14 protein-coding genes are annotated in these 18,790 nt (G+C 51.3%); 7 read left to right on the forward strand and 7 right to left on the reverse strand.

The features are described 5' to 3' along the window. Positions 1-9 precede the first annotated feature (9 nt). The 3 genes from ACO0LI_RS14990 to ACO0LI_RS15000 all read right to left on the reverse strand — a co-directional run bounded on the left by ACO0LI_RS14990 (position 10) and on the right by ACO0LI_RS15000 (position 3,162). On the reverse strand, positions 10-864 hold the full coding sequence (locus tag ACO0LI_RS14990; RefSeq protein ID WP_423033338.1) for a tetratricopeptide repeat protein: 855 nt from the start codon (positions 862-864) through the stop codon (positions 10-12). A gap of 41 nt (positions 865-905) precedes the next feature. Beyond that, complete coding sequence (locus ACO0LI_RS14995) at positions 906-1,706, reverse strand: hypothetical protein (RefSeq protein WP_423033340.1); 801 nt, start codon at positions 1,704-1,706, stop codon at positions 906-908. 538 nt (positions 1,707-2,244) lie between these two features. After that, on the reverse strand, positions 2,245-3,162 hold the full coding sequence (locus tag ACO0LI_RS15000; RefSeq protein WP_423033342.1) for a LysR family transcriptional regulator: 918 nt from the start codon (positions 3,160-3,162) through the stop codon (positions 2,245-2,247). Positions 3,163-3,267: 105 nt separating this feature from the next. Here ACO0LI_RS15000 and ACO0LI_RS15005 point away from each other — a divergent pair, with 105 nt between their 5' ends. Further along, positions 3,268-4,473, forward strand: a complete 1,206-nt coding sequence (locus tag ACO0LI_RS15005) for an MFS transporter (protein ID WP_422954426.1) — start codon at positions 3,268-3,270, stop codon at positions 4,471-4,473. Between the two features lie 374 nt (positions 4,474-4,847). Continuing rightward, a complete protein-coding gene (locus tag ACO0LI_RS15010; protein WP_423033344.1) occupies positions 4,848-5,510 on the forward strand; it encodes a hypothetical protein in 663 nt (220 codons plus the stop codon). Between the two features lie 71 nt (positions 5,511-5,581). Here the strand turns inward: ACO0LI_RS15010 and ACO0LI_RS15015 are convergent, their stop codons facing one another. Together ACO0LI_RS15015 and ACO0LI_RS15020 are read right to left on the reverse strand one after the other, a co-directional pair. Beyond that, positions 5,582-6,226 carry a hypothetical protein gene (locus ACO0LI_RS15015; protein ID WP_423033346.1) on the reverse strand — a complete coding sequence of 215 codons (645 nt, stop codon included), beginning with the start codon at positions 6,224-6,226 and terminating at the stop codon, positions 5,582-5,584. Between the two features lie 124 nt (positions 6,227-6,350). Continuing rightward, positions 6,351-6,962, reverse strand: a complete 612-nt coding sequence (locus ACO0LI_RS15020) for a hypothetical protein (RefSeq protein WP_423033348.1) — start codon at positions 6,960-6,962, stop codon at positions 6,351-6,353. A gap of 366 nt (positions 6,963-7,328) precedes the next feature. Here ACO0LI_RS15020 and ACO0LI_RS15025 point away from each other — a divergent pair, with 366 nt between their 5' ends. From ACO0LI_RS15025 to ACO0LI_RS15045, 5 genes are all read left to right on the forward strand, one after another. After that, positions 7,329-8,570 carry an MFS transporter gene (locus ACO0LI_RS15025; RefSeq protein ID WP_423033350.1) on the forward strand — a complete coding sequence of 414 codons (1,242 nt, stop codon included), beginning with the start codon at positions 7,329-7,331 and terminating at the stop codon, positions 8,568-8,570. Positions 8,571-8,745: 175 nt separating this feature from the next. After that, a complete protein-coding gene (locus ACO0LI_RS15030) occupies positions 8,746-9,483 on the forward strand; it encodes a siderophore-interacting protein (protein WP_423033352.1) in 738 nt (245 codons plus the stop codon). 1,083 nt (positions 9,484-10,566) lie between these two features. Next, entirely contained in the window at positions 10,567-13,764 is a 3,198-nt protein-coding gene (locus ACO0LI_RS15035; protein ID WP_423033642.1) for a di-heme oxidoredictase family protein, read from the forward strand. Positions 13,765-14,035: 271 nt separating this feature from the next. Beyond that, a complete protein-coding gene (locus tag ACO0LI_RS15040; protein ID WP_423033354.1) occupies positions 14,036-14,782 on the forward strand; it encodes an SDR family oxidoreductase in 747 nt (248 codons plus the stop codon). Between the two features lie 300 nt (positions 14,783-15,082). Then, entirely contained in the window at positions 15,083-16,867 is a 1,785-nt protein-coding gene (locus tag ACO0LI_RS15045) for an ATP-dependent nuclease (protein ID WP_423033356.1), read from the forward strand. 69 nt (positions 16,868-16,936) lie between these two features. On the opposite strand, the gene ACO0LI_RS15050 is transcribed toward ACO0LI_RS15045, so the two are convergent. Beyond that, complete coding sequence (locus ACO0LI_RS15050) at positions 16,937-17,686, reverse strand: hypothetical protein (RefSeq protein ID WP_423033358.1); 750 nt, start codon at positions 17,684-17,686, stop codon at positions 16,937-16,939. Positions 17,687-18,024: 338 nt separating this feature from the next. After that, complete coding sequence (locus ACO0LI_RS15055; RefSeq protein ID WP_422952899.1) at positions 18,025-18,663, reverse strand: hypothetical protein; 639 nt, start codon at positions 18,661-18,663, stop codon at positions 18,025-18,027. Positions 18,664-18,790 lie beyond the last annotated feature (127 nt).

The following is an 18,790-nucleotide window of genomic DNA, read 5'->3' on the forward strand; positions in this document are numbered from 1 at the left end:
ACGGCTTTATCAGGCAATCATATCCCAATACTTTTGCGCCATTGCATCGTCCTGCTCTACGCCCTCGCCTTCTTCATACATGATGGCGAGTGTCTCGGCAGATTTTGGGTGCCCGGCTTCTGCGGCGCGTTTGTACCAGGCTACTGATAGTGCCATGTCTTGTTCTACATAACGACCAGTGGCATGGAAAGCACCGAGGTTGTACATGGCACGCAGTTGTCCAGCTTCGGCGGCGCGGCGCAGGCAGATGACAGCATTGTCGTCATTGACCTCTACGCCTATGCCCTGGGCATTGTAGATAAAGAGTTCAAACATGGCGTCGGCATTGCCCATGGAGGCTGCCTTGTTAAGCATTTGCGCCGATCTGACCGGGTTTTCATCGGTACCAAAGCCGTGGCAGGTGACTAGCGCTAACAGGTAGAGAGCATCGCTGTCATCCTGGTGTTGTATGCACCATCTATTGAGCAAGGCGAAGGATTGCTGCGCTTCTTCATCGCTACAGGTATCGCGTCGGTAAATCCAACGATAGTGCATCAGAGGCACAGCAGCATCTTGTTTACCTAGGGCGATCACTTCCAGCAAGACTTGTTCTGCGGCTGGAATATCGGCATCATCGGTAGGATTGCGCACCAGCCAGTCGGCCAAATGTATGCCTGCCTCTATCAGTCCAAGTTCAAAGGCCTTGCGCAAGGCCAGCGGAACCTGACGCGCTTCATCTAGTGAAAGGATGCCGATGCTGAGGTCACCGCGTTCTATCCTGCTAATCATGGCAAGAGACCATGCTTGCAGTTGATTGGCGTCTTCCGCCGTGGTGCTGGATGCTATCCATTGCGGCACATCTTTTGAATCTATGTTTTTTTGCATGTTGTCTCCATTTATTACGTGCTTGATGCGCCTGACAACAATCAAGACTTCCTCCCCTTCTCCAGCCGCCACTCCTTCTGACAATCCGCATAATTCGCAAACTCATAACTGACGCCTACTTCGCCGCGGTTGATGGCGTGGGCCTGGGCGAAGACGATGATGTTGAGGATGTTGTCGGGCAGTTCGCGTTCGGTTTTGCCATTGGCCCACAGGTAGCCGTAGCTGACCGAACCTTCTTTGAGGCCGACCATCCAGAATTGCGGGCGGCGGCTGTAGATGTCGGTTTTGACTTTGTCTTTTTTGAGGCTGGGTTTGCCGTATTGCTGTTCCAGCGCTTGCGCGATGCGGTCGGCGGCGGCTTTGATTTGTTCGCCTGTGCCACTAACGGCGGTGATGGTGCGCGATGCACCGACCTTGCAGACGCCGCTGATAGGTGCAGTGACGGCATAGTAGTCACTGAAATCATCTGCGGGTTTGGGTGGCTGACCTTCGAACAGATGCTTGGCTTTGCTGGATTTGACAAAGCCCAATTTGCTGGCGAGCTCAGTTTCGCTGATGGCCATGGCGAGGCCGAAGGGGCCAGGTTCTGTGGATGCAGGCGCGGCGTCTGGGATTGCTTCTGCGGCAGTGCTGGTTTCTATTGCGGATGCAAGCACGCTGGCGGGTTGCACTGCTACCGTGCTGGCAGTAGTGTTGGCAGTAGTGTTGGCAGTAGTGTTGGCAGTAGTGTTGGCAGTAGTGTTGGCAGTGGGGTCGGCAGTTTTTTTGCAGGCGACGAGGCTGGCTGTCGTCATCAACAGGGTAATGATGCAGAGGTGGTGGAGTTTATTTTTATGCTGCATCAGGCTGGGATGGATGTATGGATATGGTTTGCCAGGGTCGCTGCAATTTAATGATATTCGGGCATAAATTGCAATGGGTTTGATTTATTTACTTCTCACACATAAATAGGGACATGGTATCGCGTTCGTGGCTGAAGCCGCTTATGCTGGATATTTGTCTTGCGCACTGTACAGTACATCACCGTATTTGGCGTAAACACGATGAATTCCTGCCTGCGCAGGAATGACGATTTTGGGGGTATGCAAATAAGCGGGCGATGCGGTTTGTGTGAGCTTGTTTTGAGATTTTTTTGTGAGCTTTGCTGAGTACCTGAGAAGACTCTGTTAAGCGATCTATTTTCTGAGCGCGGTCTATCAATTCCCCTGCCCTATGCAAGGTCGCTCCAGCGCAGGCTGGAGTCTAGCGGCGTTGGTTGGTCTTGTTGGGCCGGGCCTCGCTAGGCTACGGTTTACCAGCCCAATACTCGGCGTTTAAATGACGTATACGTTTGCAGAGGCACAGTGTTGGGCTGATGAAGCGTAGCCCAACCTACGATATTCACGCCCTGTCCAGCGGTAATCTCGTCATCAAAAAATCCAGCAAGGCGGCCACGCGTGGGGGTATGGCTTCCTGTTTATAGAAAACTGCCCAGACTGGCTGCATCCAGGGCAGGCTGATGTCGGCCAGCACGGGTTTGAGTCTGCCGTGGGCGCGGTCGGCCATGGTCAGGAAGTCAGACAGACAGACTATGCCAGCGCCCTGCACGGCCAGGTGGCGCAGGGTTTCACCATTGCTGGCGCTGACTACGGGGTCTATGACATAGCCCTCAGCGCCTGTTGTACCATCTTGGACACCATCCGACTTGGGCAGCGGCCAGGTATTGAGGCTGACTGGGGCGGTAAAACCCAGTAGCCGGTGCTGTGCCAGATCAGCCACGGTTTGTGGTTCACCGTGGCGTGCCAGGTAATGCGGCGCGGCTACCAGTCGGATGCGGCTGCTACCGAGGCGGCGTGCGTGCAGGCTGGAATCTGTCAACTGGCCTATGCGTATGGCCAGGTCGGCGCGCTCTTCGATGAGATCGACAAAGGTTTCACCACTGACCAGTTCGAGCTTGATAAGGGGATAGGCATCCAGAAAATCTGCCACCAGCGGGGCCAGCAGATGATCTAGCGTGGGGGTGGCGGCATTTACCCGCACCAGGCCGGATGGTTGCGACAGGCGCGCTGTCAGTTGTTCTTCAGTGTCATCAATATCGCAGAGTATCTTCTTGGCTCTTTGCAAGAGCCAGTGGCCTTCTTCTGTTATCTCCAGCTTGCGGGTGGTGCGCGTCATCAGGGTCATGCCGAGCTGCGCTTCCAGACGCGAAATGCTGCGGCTGATGCCTGATGGGGTCTGCCCCAGGCGCTCGGCAGCAGCTGAGAATGAGCCAGTATCGGCCACTGCGACCAGGGCTTTCATGGTTTCCAGGCTTAGCATTATTGACTCCGAGTCATAAGTAAAGTGTAGCTTAAGCTATTTTTCTTTCTTCTGCATGGGCTCAGACTGCAGCCTGTTATTCATTCCCCCATGTATGGAGTCCTTATGCCCTTAGCCCTGTGGGCGCTGACGCTCAGCGCCTTTGCCATCGGTACGACAGAATTTGTGATTGTCGGCCTTATCCCCACCATCGCCAGCAGCCTGGCGGTGTCTGTTCCTTCTGCCGGTTTGCTGGTCAGCCTGTATGCGCTGGGTGTGGCGGTTGGCGCGCCAGTATTGACGGCGCTGACTGGCCGGGTGCCGCGCAAGCAGTTATTGCTGGGCCTGATGGCCTTGTTCACGATCGGTAACCTGGTGGCCTGGATGGCGCCCAACTATGCCTCACTGATGGCGGCGCGGGTGCTGACTGGCCTCGCGCATGGGGTGTTCTTTTCGATAGGTTCAACGATAGCCACTGGCCTAGTCGCCAAGGACAAGGCTGCCAGTGCGATTGCGTTGATGTTCAGCGGCCTGACAGTGGCGCTGGTGACGGGCGTGCCACTGGGTACCTTCATCGGCCAGCATCTGGGTTGGCAAGCGACGTTTTTGGCGGTATCGGCGCTGGGTGTGATTGCCTTTATTGGCTGTGCGATATTGATCCCTTCGACCATTGCCAGCAGCAAGCCCGCCTCTTTATTGACGCAAATGGCGGTACTCAAAAAACCGCGCCTGTTACTGGTATATGCGATGACGGCGCTGGGTTATGGCGGCAGCTTTATCGCCTTCACTTATCTGGCACCGATACTGCAAGACATCAGCGGTTTTAGCGCCAATGCGGTGGGCCTGGTCATGCTGGTGTATGGTGTCTCGGTCACTTTTGGCAATATCTGGGGCGGCAAACTGGCCGATAAAAAAGGCCCGGTGGCGGCATTGCAAATCGTGTTCGCCTTGCTTGCCCTGGTCTTGCTGGTGCTGACTTTTACTGCGCACAATAAATGGCTGGCCTTGCTGACGGTATTGGCCTGGGGCGCAGTGGCCTTTGGTAATGTGCCGGGTTTGCAGGTGTATGTGGTGCAACGTGCAGAGCAGGATGCGCCGCAGGCTATCGACGTCGCATCTGGCTTGAATATCGCTGCCTTCAATGTCGGTATTGCCTTTGGTGCCTGGGCAGGTGGCTTGATCGTCAGCCACATCGGCTTGATGCATACGCCTTGGATAGGTGCTCTGGTTGTGGTAGGCGCCTGGGGTTTGACGACGCTGGCAGGCAGGCTGGACAAGGCGGATGGAATAGATTTCGCCACAGGACAAACAAGGGTAGTTGCGATGCATTGAGGGTGTTCAGAAATGCGTCGGTTTTACTCCTCAGTAGCGACCACGTAAGTTGCGCCGTGCCTCGCCAACTACGTAGGTTGGGCCGGGCCTCGCTAGGCTGCGCCTTATCAGCCCAACACTGGGAATTTGAATGGGCGTATATGTTTGCAAAGGCCGAGTGTTGGGCTGATGAAGCGTAGCCCAACCTACAGGGTCGGCCCGCCTTACGGTCCACCCAATTTACGACCCGCCCCAACCTCCCCCACCATGCGCGCAGGACAAGATTGATGTGCATATAAAAAACCTTGGTAGAATTGCGCCTTTCTTTCCTTTGCTACGAGCGGGCAACCTTATCCATCCCCGCCTGTGCAAGCAATCCCCATACAAGCACTTTAATGAACATCTCCAGACTATCTCTGATTATTTTATTGTCCCTCGCCAGCCAGTTGCCTGCCAACAGCATTGCTGCTGGCCCCGCAAACCCTGCCAGCCTGATCGCGCCAAAACAAGTTGTCGCGGGTAAAACCCAGGGAGAATGGTCAAGTGCCTGGTGGCAGTGGGCGCGTTCATTTGATGGTGAAAACAATAGCCCGGTTGCAGACAAAACCGGTGAGTCCTGCCATTTCAAACAGCAAGGTCCGGTCTGGTTTTTGGCTGGCACGTATGGCACGCAAAGAACCATCAGGACTTGCACCGTCCCCAAGGATAAATATCTTTACTTCCCTCTGATTAATTACATGGTCAATTCAGGTGTGCCAGGCAAAATCAGTTGTAAGGGCGTCACGGAAGCTGTCAGGGAAGCCATTGATGGCATCCATATGCTGATACTGGAAATTGATGGCGTACGCGCCACAAAACTTGAAACACACAGACAAGTCAGCCCTGTTTGTTTTGACGCAGGTGCACTGACCGGCGGCAGGGTCAAACTCGACCCCTCTGCTGCTGACGGCTACTATGTCATGCTCAAGCCCTTACGCCCGGGCAAGCATACGATCAACTTTGGCGGACGTAGCAACGATATGTCGCAAGCAGTGACATATACATTGATCGTCGAATAAACCCTGGTCTCGCCTATGGTAAAAAACACCCGCGATGTGGGTGTTTTTTTAAAGGTGTCTGCCTGCAGAAATCATGCTGGCAAAGAATGGATATAGTTTCTTTTTTCCAGATCCGCTTTCGCCTTCGCAGAAACAGCGCCAGCTTCTTCACTACGTCCGGCAGCCTGCAATACCTTGATGATATTGCTAACCTCCTGAATAAACCTGTCCCTCATTCCATGCATGAAATCGTCCGTGGCAAGTTCTGGCCTGGACGCAAAGATTTTCATTGTTTCATCATGTTTTTCAAGCTTTCCATCATAGAGTGCTGGCGCATTATCAATATAAGTGGCGCAAACAAGCATGTGGGGTGAGGCCAGCAGTTCATCCCAGATGAAGTGGACGATTTCTCTGGCGAGCCTGGGGTCTGCATGATGATAAGCGATGAATTTGTCCAATACGGCTTCTTGCTGGCCAAGACAGGCACCTATAGAGGCATAGTCATGAAAATATTCCGGATTGCGTGACTGCTCCAGTGCAAGGATGCTGTACTCAAACTTTTGTTTAAGACGAATTCTGGCAGGCTCATATTCCTGGCCCAATTCCACCCATCCAAAAAGACAGTACGACAAGCGGACACCATAGAGCGAACCCTTGTCCTCATCCAGCGCATGCTCAAAAAACCATTCATAAGATGCCAGCGACGTCTCATATTCTTTTGCAGCATGCGCCTCCATCGCCTTGTCAAGAACTTGTTTTGCATGCTGGTTATGGTCGTTCATCAAGTGATTTTTCTCTGCGGTTGAGCTGCCATGTATGCCTCATGCATATGAGGCCTGCATAAGCTAAACATAAGCTAAATTATCTTCTTCTATTGTAAGAACTGCTGCTTCTTTCAGGGTCAGGCAGGCCCAGTAATTTGACTTCGATATTCTTGGCGTCTTGCGGTGGTACCTTGTCGTTGAAGTTTTGCTTCAGATAGGACCACATATCTTTTTCCAGCACTTCACATTGCAAGACAGCGCGGCTTTTACGGGTATCCCTGTGGCTATATTCGAGATCATCGACTTCTTGCGATGACTCTCTGTATTCCCTACGCTCCCTGTAAGTTCTATAACTGGTGCTGACGTTGTCGTTGGCGCGCTCTTTAATAAACTGGTTCTTCGGTATGGTGCAGTTTTCCTTGAAGTTGGTCATCAGGGTGCGATCTACGCTGACATCGCATTGACTATACCTGTGCTCCAGCACCCAGCAGCTTTTGCCGGTATCGCGGTCTTTTTGCATGGCCGTGATCTTGCGCAGTGTGGCGTCGTTTTTGACTTCGGTCGCGTTGCTGCCTATCTTGGCATTGCAGGGTTGGTCAGTAAATATCGTTTCACCGGAAGGCGTCACACATTTGCGCACCTCGGCCTGCGACAGGCTGGGCCAGGCAAAAACCAGGAAAGACAAACAGGCCAGAAATGTTTTTTTCATAATATAAAGTGACGGTGAACAGGTTTTATTGTCTTTTAATAATCAAAAGGGCAATGCACGCGCGTAAAACAAGTGCAGATTATAGCCCAGGCTACAATTGGTTACATTTGAAATTGTGATGGTATTTGCTTATCTATTTTGTCAAGTCAGCCCTGCCAACCAGGGTAACAAGCTGATATGCAGTAAAAATCTCGCCATGCTGTCCAGCCGGGCTGGCATAAAACCAGCACATTGACTGCCTGTTTTTTCTTTGTTAGGATCGCCCCATATCACTGGAAACAGTGACGTAAGCGTTTACGTTAGCCAACGCGCAAACAAATTTGTCCTGCATTTGCAAGCAGATTTGTCGCGCCATGGATAATGTATATGCGATTACTATCACGACTGCTGTCTCAGCTCCTCCGCAGATTCTCTGCCTCTATCCGCATTTTTACGAATGCACCTCTTGCCACTGCTGTTGGCCTTTTCCTTTGTTTTTTTGTCGGCTTTGCTGATGGCGTAATCATGCCGTTTTTTGCCCTGTGGGCAGAAAAAGATGCGGGCATTTCTGCCAGCCACATAGGCTTGCTGCTGGCTTGCTATTCTGGCGGTGAATTGCTGGCCACGCCTTTGGTTGGCGGCATTGCCGACCGAGTCGGGCGCCGCCCGGTCTTGCTGATCTCCACAGCAGGCGTGGGGCTGGGCTTTGCAATACTCTACTTTACCCATGGTGTATGGGCATCCGCCCTGGTGCTGATCTTGATAGGGGCGTTTGAAAGCGTCTTGCACCCCACTATCTCTGCCGTCATTGCCGATGCCATACCGGCTGAGCAACACCGTTATTACTTTTCCATCGCCCGCGTCATGTCGAGCGCAGGCCGTGTGGCTGGCCCGGCAGTGGGCTCTGTGCTGGCGCTGTTTTCGCTGGGTGCCGTGTTCCTCGGGTCTGCGCTGGCGACACTCATCAGTACGTTGATCATTGCGCTGTGGCTGCCAGAGACACTGACAAAAAATTCCATTCCCGATGATGAGGATGAAAGTTTGATCGGCATCCTGCCCGCCTTCCGGGATGCGCGTCTCGCGGGTTTGCTGCTGTGGTCCATGTGTCTGCAGATATCGGCAGGCTGGTTAAGTTCAGTCTTGCCGCTGTATGCGGTCGATGCAGGCACCCTGACACCTTCGCAGATAGGTTTGCTGTTTACTTATGCTGCGGTACTGACGGTGCTGTTCCAGTTGAAGATCAGCGCTGTTCTCGCGCATGTGTCTAATTTCAGGATGGTGATTGCCAGCGGCTGCGTGCTGGTAGGCGCTTTTATCTGCCTGCTGTTTTCATCCAGTCTGGCGGCGCTCGTACTCGGCGTGAGTTTGCTGTCGCTGTCGCAAATGCTGTTTGGCCCTTTGCTGCCCACCCTGATCATGGAGCTGGCACCTGCGCACGCACGGGCAACTTATATGGCAGCCGCATCGGTAGCGGCAGATTTGAAAGATACCGTGGGCCCGGCAGCGGGCACATCCCTGTATGCAATTGCCGTACGCCTGCCTTGGATGGTGGGGATACCTGTTGCGGTGTGCGCGACGCTGGCGCTGGCGTTTAATGTGAGGCGGTTTGGGCGAAGGATGGCTCCGTAGGTTGGGCTACGCCTCATCAGCCCAACACTCGGCCTCTGCAAACGTATACATCATTTAAAAGCACAGTGTTGGGCTGGTAAAGCGTAGCCCAACCTACACTCCGGCCAGCCCTGCACTTGGCCCAATTCACGAAAATTAATCAACACAAACCAATAATCACAAAATCAAAAACATCATGACCACAAATACCAAACACCACATCGAACGCCTGCGCTGGGAAAAACGCCGCAGAACCCTTCGCGTCATCGACGTCACACGCTTGACACCCAATATGCAGCGCATTACTTTTCAATCAGATGATCTGCAAGATTTTGCCAGCCTCGCGCATGATGATCACGTCAAAATATTGCTACCCGTCGCCGGTGACGCAGACAGCTTTGTTACACGCGAATATACGCCGCGATATTTCGACACACGGGCGCGCACGCTGGTGCTGGACTTTGCGTTGCACCAGCACGGGCCAGCCAATGCATGGGCGATGCAGGCAAAAACCGGCGACACGCTGATTGTCAGCGGGCCGGGTAAATCCATGGTCGTAGCAGATGACTTTGACTGGTATCTGCTCATCGGCGATGCCACTGCCCTGCCCGCAATCACAAGGCGTGTTGAACAATTGCGCGCAGGCGGGCATGTCACCAGCATCATCATGCTTGCTGATGCGGCAGATAAACAGGCGTGCGTGACTGCAGCCAACTGGCAAGCGCAATGGTTGATACGCGATCAGGATTCCGCCAATGATGAGCAGGCTTTGCTGGCAGCAGCCGCTGCTTTTACTTTTCCGCCTGGCGATGGTTACATGTGGATAGCTGCCGAAAAACAGGCTGCGCGGGCATTGCGTACTTATATGGTAGAACAGCGCGGGCAACCAGAAGCATGGATGAAGTCGTCAAGTTACTGGTCGCTCGAAGAATGATGTGTGTTGCAAAACGATGCTGACACCATTTTTTTGCACCCCCATTTGTAAGTTTTCTGTAACAGGGAAATCAATTTGTTTCTTACAAACTTGTCACAATCAAGTTGAGCACTAAACAGGGTTTTCTTTTTTGAGGATGGATTAAATGACTGCGGGTTCATTTGTGCATTTGCGGGACGTTTTTTGTCAGCGGATTCAATCAGCAAAATTAGCAATGGTGTTTACTGACAAAGTTCCTTGAGCATACACAAGATTCCTGCGCATTTTTTTTTGCGATCAAATCAAAACTGGGTACTTTTGCGGACACTGGCTTGAACACATCCGCCATTAACTTCCCGCTGATTACTAAATCCCCTCCCCTTCAAGGGGATGTCGTCGGGGTTTCACAAAGCATGCTTTGTGCCGACAGAATCTAAGCCGCCTATGAGCGGCGCAGTGGACAGCTTAGGGTGGGGATGGGTTTCGGTTGATTAAGCTGCAATCAAGTTTCATAAGAACCCCATCCCCATCCCAACCATCCCACCGCGCCGCTTGCAAGCGGCTTGGAAATTTGCGGCGCAAAGCATGCTTTGCGAAACCCCGCAAATCTCCCCTTGAAGGGGAAGGAGAAAAACATGTGCATCTGCATGAAGTTGCGCAATTCTCCAAACGCACAAAAACTGGAAAAGTTTCCACTCCCAAGTGCAATCCCGTGCATGCCTCAAATGGGATGCTTTCCAAAAACTGACCAATTATGTCAGCCGACTGACAAAAAATGAGATGTACCACGCCCAATTTTGGGGCAGTGCAAATGACTGATAGCTTACCTTTTTGTTAGCTATCACCTACCTTTTGGTGATTTGTTTAGTGACGCCCGCTGGCTTGCAAGTGGCATGCTGATTAGGTACTGTTGCGCTTCGACGAACCAGGAAACCCGTTCCTGGCGTTGCTCTCTTTATAGAATTCATCGCACTACCAGCGCTTCACCTGTCTGCACATGCACAGACATGCAGTACGCAATACAACAGGATGTGGACTACCTGCCACATGCAAATATAAAACGTACCAACCAGGAGTTCTTACGTGAAAAAAATATCCAACCGCATGACGGCCATCTGCCTGGCCTCATCGCTATTATGTTTACAACTGGCAGGCTGTGGTGGGTCCAGCAATGCTGATTCTGCACAGAACGGCGCGGGCGCGACGCCCATGGCTGCGCCACCGCAAGCAGCACCGGCAGAAACCGCACTGACACCTGTGACAGCGACTGCCAGTTCCGTTGAACGTGGCGACCTCTCTGCGCTGGCAGCGATAGACCATAACGATAATACGCGATGGGGCAGCGGCTTCACGGATGACCAATACCTGACGCTGGACTTTGGCAAGACAGAAACCATTACCCGCGTGCGCATACAATGGGAAAACGCCCATGCCACGCAATATCTGTTGCAGGTGTCTGACAATAATAGTGACTGGACCACGATCAAGACCGTCGATAACAGCCAGGGTGGTGTCGAGGACCTGACTGACCTGAATGGCAAAGGCCGCTACCTGCGCGTGAAGGGTATCAAGCGCTCTACCCAATATGGCTATTCCATCATAGAGATACAGGCTTTCTCTGGCACGCCGGTCACACAACCTGGTACCGATCCAACTCAGCCTGGCCAGCCCAGCCAACCAAGCAACCCTGGCCAGATCGATTTGAGCAAACCTGGTGTTGCCGTCAAGCCTGTCGCTGCGACTTCCTCTGCCGTAGAAAACCAGGCAATGTCAGCCGCCATGGCGATCGATGGCAAGGCCAATACCCGCTGGGGCAGCACTTCAGAAGACGGTGCCTGGATACAGTTTGACTTTGGCAGCAAGACACCCGTCGGCTACATGAAGCTGGTATGGGAAAACGCCTATGGCAAAGAATACGCGTTGCGCGTATCCGACGATGGCCAGACCTGGACGCAACTGCGCTATGTCAGCGGTGGCAAAGGCGGTACGGAAGAATTCTTTAACCTCGGTGCAAACGCCCGCTACATACGCCTGCAAGGCGTGGCGCGTGCGACCCAATACGGCTACTCGCTGTTTGAAGTTGAATTCAAGTCACCAGGCAGCGACAACACCCTGCCTGATGCAGCGACCACCGCTTTGAAATTCCCAAGCAGTGGCAGTGGCTGGGCACCTTTGCCTGCCGCCGCAGAACCGCTGGAAAGCCTGCAATTCACTCTGCCTGACGGCACCCTGGTCACGCGCTTTGGTGCACGCGGCCTGGCACGCCATGGCCGTGAACGTGGTGAAGAGTGGAATGAAATTGGCTACGGCCCGAATGAAACTATCGATGCTGTCACCGGCCTGCCAGTTGATAAAGGCCCGGGCAATTACCTGACCTTTGTGCCGCAATACTTCAAGAACCGTACCTGGGGTTTTGAGATCATCGACAATAGCCGTGTGGCAGGCGTGACCAAACCTGTGCTCACTGTCAATCAATACAATACTGTCGATTTTCTGCCGGGTGGCGTCGCCTTCTTCCGTGGTTTTGACCGCGTTGGTGTGACGGGTTATGGCTGGATGAATCCGGGTGAACTGGTCGATCGCAATGTCGCCATCTGCAAACCTGTACCCTACCCTGCCAACAACAAGCTCAGCAGCCCTGACGGTGTGAATGGTGCATGTACCTTGCGCGTGAAAGATTATCCTGGACATAGCGACCTGGATGCAAACGGCTTCCCGAATGGCAAGAATATCCCGGCACGTCCGCTGGTGGCAGGTGACATCATCGAAGTTTCGCCATCCATGTTCTCCACGCCTGAAGGCATGGCTGTCAAGGGCGACAACGGCGGTGTACGTTATTACTCAGCCGAATGGATTTATGTGGTCGGCTCTGGCCTCAAGCCATGGTATGGCGTGCAACCGCGCTTGAACTCGGTGCCTTTGCCGGAAGATACTTTGTCGGGTGGCCAGGGTTCGGTCTCGTACAACTATTCTGACAATGGTCTGTTCATGTTCCAGCAGCCACACAATAATGCGGGTATGCAAAACATACAGCGCTTTGTTGAAGGCCGTCGCCTCGTGCATACCAACTTTACGACCGGTGACCATAATGAGAATGGTAATGACCGTTACCAGCAAGCCGTAGGTTTGCAGGGGCCGCGTTTCAACCAGTCTGCCTGTATTGCCTGCCACGTTAACAATGGCCGCAGCCCTGCACCTACCGCCATCAACCAGCGTCTCGACAGCATGTCAGTCAGGGTAGCAGCCACTAATGCAGCAGGCCAGCAATTGCCGCATCCGCAATATGGCACTGTGGTACAGATGAATGCCTTCTCCAGCAGCGGTGTGCCGCAAAACTGGGGTACCAATGTCAACGTCGCCGGATTTGAAACCCGCACGACCAAGCTGGCCGATGGCACCACGGTAGAGTTGCGCAAACCTTCACTAGCATTTGAAGGTGCAGTACCAACCGTGTATTCGCTGCGCGCTGCCCAGCCGATGATAGGCATGGGCTTGCTTGAAGCCATACCTGAAGCAGACATCCTGGCCCGCGTGCGCTCTGCACCCGATGCTGATGGTGTCGTTGGTATTGCCAACTATGTGTTTGAACCAGAGACCGGTGCAGTACGTGTAGGCCGCTTTGGCTGGAAGGCATCCAAAGCAACCCTGCGTCACCAGGCTGCGGCTGCGCTGTTGCAGGACATGGCTGTCACTTCACCAAGCTACCCTAACCGTAGCTGCACGACAGACCCGGCTGGCTGTGCTGCCGCACCTGCGCAAAAAGGTATCTCGGAAGCTGACCTGCAATCCATCACCCGCTACCTGGGCTTGGTGGCAGTGCCTGCACAACGCAGCATCTCCAGCGGCTTCCCCAAAGGTGTAGCACCGATGGATGAGCATGTCGTCAATCCGCAGCAAGTCAGTACTGGTGCCAAGGTGTTCCAGAATATGCGTTGTTCAGCATGTCACACGGTGGAGATGAAAACTGGTTCAGGCCATTTGCTGGCGGAATTGCGCAACCAGACCATCAAGCCATACACAGACTTGCTGCTGCATGACATGGGCACAGGTCTGGCCGACAAGCTGGTAGAAGGACAGGCCCAGGGCAATATGTGGCGCACCTCGCCACTGTGGGGCATAGGCTATACCGACAAAGTCATGGGCAATAACAGCAAGGTCGGCTACCTGCACGATGGCCGCGCCCGCAACCTGACCGAGGCCGTACTCTGGCACGGTGGCGAAGCAGACAAGGCACGTCAGCGTTTTGAAGGCTTGTCTAAAGCAGATCGCGATGCAGTACTGGCTTTCCTGAAGTCTTTGTAATCACCCGGCACTAAGTGCAACGGCTGCTGAACAGATGCATGTTCAGCAGCCGTTTTTCTTTTTTGCACGAATGTAGCTACCCTGTAAGAGCGGCTTCAGCCGCGAATGCTTGAGCAGCCACATCCCATGCTACGGCCCAGTTGTTCACGGTTAAAGCCGCTCCTACAAGCCTTGCCGACTGCACGCCCGACAAGACTGTTGTATAGTTTCCACTCGCTTAATGAGAAAATTTATGAGAAAAATTCATGAGAAAAATTCGTGAGGAAAATGTATGACTAGTCTGACTGGAAAAACCGCAGTGATCACCGGTGCAGGACGCGGCCTGGGTGCTGCGCTGGCAATCTCACTGGCAGAAGCAGGCTGTAAAGTGATTTTATGTGGCCGCAAACTTGCACAGCTAACCGACACCGCCAGCACCATACAAAACCTGGGGCATGAAATGCCGGTATGTATGGAAACCGATTTGGCCGATATGCACAGCGTGCAGGCCACCATCGATACGCTGAGCAAATCGCACACCCACATCGACCTGCTGATCAACAACGGCACCATGTGGCTGGAAGCCAGGGAGCAAGCCTACACAGCAGCCGAAGTACTGGGCGTCATCAATTCTGCCGTCACTGGCACCTTCCTGCTAACCCAGGGCCTGCTGCCGCTGCTGCGATTATCAAAAGGCGCAGACATCCTCACCATAGGCTCCATCAGCGGCTTGCCAAATGCGAGGATGCAAAGCGTCTCCGTCCCCTTCTACGCCGCCAAACGCGCCCAGGCCGGCCTCGCAGACGGCTTCCGGCAAATGCTGGCAGGCACCCCGATCCGCTCCATCAGCGTACACCCACCTTATCTTGATGACGTAGCACCGCAGCAGCCGGAATGGGATGCAGTGTTTGATCGCAAGAAAGGTGAGCGTGCGACCAGCAAGGATGTGGTTGATGCTGTTCTGTTCGCGCTGACGCGGCCGCGGCATATTACTTTGTCGGTGATACTGGATGCGGATGAGGGTGGGGTGTTTGGGTGAAGTTTTGGCTACCGGCAGTTTTGGGATACCTTATAACACAACGTGCTGTCAATACGAAAAGCGCAAAATCTGACTGCTCATCACAGAGGGACAGAGAATGCTGGCCGGGAATATGCTCCTCGGCATCTCTTGGTGGCTTAACATGCATAGGATTGTGTGGCGATAATCGTACCCACCTGGACTGCCCAAAGTTTTAAAAATATATCTATCTCCATGACTAATTTTTTGCACAAAATATGCAATACTTACTGCCACATTAATGGCTTAAATGACAATTTGATTCGATTCTGGACTGGCTAAATGGGGGCGATGAAAGTGAGCACAGTAAAAATAAGGGCGATTCGATTTCATAATTTTAAGTCACTCAAAGATTATAGTGTCTCTTTTCATAGCACAAACATCCTTGTTGGCCCCAACAATGCCGGAAAATCGACCATTATCAGCGCATTACGCATATTGGAAGTCGCGTTAAAACGTGCGAAAAGCAGGAACCCCGAGAGAATTCATATAGCTGAAGGCAAATATAGCTACGGTCACTTTATTTCAGTAGCTCAGCTTGGCATTTCACTAGAAAACGTAGCGTCAGACTACAACTCTGAAGATAGCACAATAGAATTTAGGCTTTCCAATGGAAATAAACTTTGCTTATTTTTTTCCAGTGACGGCACTTGTATTTTACATTGGGAGAACGATGGACCAGCGGTTACTACTGTAGCTAGATTTCGAACTGAGTTTCCTATTTCCATTCAAGTTGTGCCTGTACTCGGACAACTAGAACACAACGAACCCATCGTTAACGAAGCCACTGTTACTGAATCGTTAAATAGTCATAGAGCCAGTCGGCACTTTAGAAATTATTGGCATTACTTTCCAGAGGGTTGGGAAGAGTATTCAACGCTAATAGCATCAACTTGGCCCGGTATGGTAATCGCGAAACCAGAAATCGACTATCAATCTAAAAAACTCACAATGTTTATTGAAGAAGATCGAATCGCACGTGAGATCTATTGGGCTGGTTTTGGATTTCAAATTTGGTGTCAGTTATTAACTCATATTTCCAGAGCTTCAAAATCAACTTTGCTAGCTATCGACGAACCAGAGATTTATTTGCATCCCGATGTACAAAGGCAACTACTCATCATTCTTCGCCAGTTGTCCACAGATGTATTACTCGCTACTCACTCAGTCGAAATTATTGGTGAAGCCGATCCGAGCGAGATTTTATTGGTACAAAAGGGAAGAAAAGCCGCACAACGACTTGAGGACGTAAGTGGAATGCAGCTTGCATTAAGGTCCATTGGTTCAGCACAAAATGTTACTTTGACTCATTTAGCACGAACAAAAAAAATTGTCTTTGTCGAAGGCTTTAATGATTTTAAGACGTTGCGACGTTTCGCGATCAAATTGGGATACGCTGAATTATCAGTTGGAAATGATCTTACTCCATTCGAATCTGGAGGATTTACGACTTGGGAAAAAGTTAGATCATTTGCATGGGGTATAAAAAGTACTATCGACGTGAGCATGAAGATTTTTGCAATTTATGATCGAGATTATTTTTGTTCTGAGCAAATAGAAGCTATGTCTGAAGAATTGAAAAAAGAACTTTCAGACGCACAGATTCTTTCGCGAAAAGAAATGGAAAATTATCTATTAAATATTGATGTTCTTCAAAGAGTTTTGACCTCACAAATTGATAAAAAAAACAAAGGAAAAGGCGCATTCGACTTTGCAGGGAAATGTACTGAGCAATACTTGCAAGAAATTACTGAAAAAGAAAAACTTGATATTCAAGCCCAGTATATTTCAAAAAAACTTGAATATCACAACAAGTCAAGCAAAGATCGAAGCACTTTAAGTAAAGAAGTTCTTCAGGAATTTGAATCTAAGTGGTCAAATATACGTGAAAGAATGAAAATAATCCCTGGAAAAACTGTTTTGCGAGAACTGAGAACACAAATAAAGGAAGACTATGGAGTAAATCTAACGGATGTACAAATAATAAGTGAATTTAAAAACGAAGAAATCCCATTTGACCTTAAAAATTTAATCTATAGACTCGACGAATTTCGGAAGGCGAGCTGATAAGTTCAAATAAACTCTTAACAAAACGCGGAAGGCGACTAGCTTTTCGCAATCGCACGCCACCGCCACTCAAAAATATTTCTGCAAATCCGCAATCTTCAATCTCGTTGCCATTTTTTTCTGGTCTGCCTTCAATTCTGCCAGGGCTGATTTCAGCTCGCTTTCTGTCGGCCTCAAGGGTTTCAAGTTGGGGCCGAGGACAGGGATGATGCGGCGCTTGACATAGCGACTGCCGGCAGTAAGCAATTGCCAGCCTATCACCAGCAAGGCGATGATGGCGCAGGCGAGAAAGATGATAGCTTCATCAAAAGGCAGGATTTTTGTTAACAATACAGGGACGATGGTAACGAGAAAAAACGAACCGAGCAGTGCCAGGCTGATGCCCGTGTCTAAGTGGGTCTGCCCTATGCGCATTTCTACCAGAGGCGACAAGAGGTGGAAGGGTGTCCTGATCATGATGGCGCGCTCTTGCGGCGTCAGCAGGGCTGGGGTTTTCATGACTTTTTCTTCGAGGTCCAGCCTGTCTTTATACACTTCCGGCAAGCTTGGGAAAGTCGTCTTCATCAGCTCAGCCAGCGACTGTTTTTTCTTGGATAGTGTCAGATACCCATCAGGATTGGCATTGAGCAGCGTTTTGCATTGCTGGCATTCGCGATCATGGCTGACCAGTTCCCCGTCGCCTGAGGTAATGTAATACACGTGGCTGGCCAGGCCAACGCGGATGAGCTTGAATACCTGCGGCCCGCGGCAAATAGGGCAAAAATCGGCAGCATAGCCAATATTTTTGCGTACATGTGTTTTCCCCCAGATGATGAGCACGGCTTCCCCTTCTTTGTTTTATTTTGTCTTGTTTGATATCAGCATCATGCTTGCATAATGTGTGCTGGCATTATATCCACGATTTATTATCCGCCAGTCAAAAATCATTGCAAAAACACAAAATAATAAGAGTCTTACATTCATATATTTCAGTGATGTGAAATATACGAATGTAAGACCCTATAACAACTTATTGATTGGACATAGAGATGCTATCGAATTATTTCGGCATTGAACTGCATGCTTGCGATCTTTTCATTTCTTGGGGACACGGTTTTGTACGATTACGCTTTGCTAATCGTACCTACGGGGGCTTCTGCACCTTGCGAATTTCCTCACTATTTCTGCTCAACAAAGTCGAGTGATATTTCGCTCAGATAAGGCTGTGCCTGGATTACTGCAGGCAGGCTAGATTTGATTTTTTGTTCGCCAAGTATGGCCTTGGGTGCATTTTTATCAGTACGTAGCTGAAAGCGGAAATGCGGGGTGCAGTCGCCAGACGGTTTTGAAAAAACGCCATCATTGAAGCTGGTGACGTGGCCGCCGTAATCCCAGCCAAAGCCGTACAGGGTGAACGGTTTGCCGTTCTGTTTTTCTACTGCCTGGATGGAATCGAGTATCTTCAAGCCTTGATAAGTCCACTGACTTTTTTCGACATTAATATTGACGGAAACAAGGCGGGTCATTGCGTCATCATCAAAGTACACTTCTACCCTGTAGGGCTTCATCAGGTTTTGGGGATAAAGCACCAGTACTTTTTGAGTTGCCCCTTCCGCGCCATCCACTTCCTGCACCGTGGTGTTTCCTGGATAGCGTTTCTTCAGGCTTTGTGCGGTATCGCCTTTCTTTACCGGATTCTGGCAGGAGAGCGCCAGGTCTGCGGGAGCAGCAGGTTTATCGGCTGCATAGGCACAGGGGGAACTGGCAAGCGCGATGGCTGTACATAAGAACACGGCTGGTTTCAATGATGGATTCATGGTGCTTATTTCTCGAAAGTTGATCACACGATGCGGTAGTCTTGCCCTTCATTACGGCTTATCAGGTATTTTCAGTTACGGCAATCTGGCAAGGTAGTAAAGTTCTGCTTAAGCGCCAGCTTGACCA

Source organism: Undibacterium sp. Tian12W, from assembly GCF_049339405.1.
Lineage (GTDB): Bacteria > Pseudomonadota > Gammaproteobacteria > Burkholderiales > Burkholderiaceae_D > Undibacterium.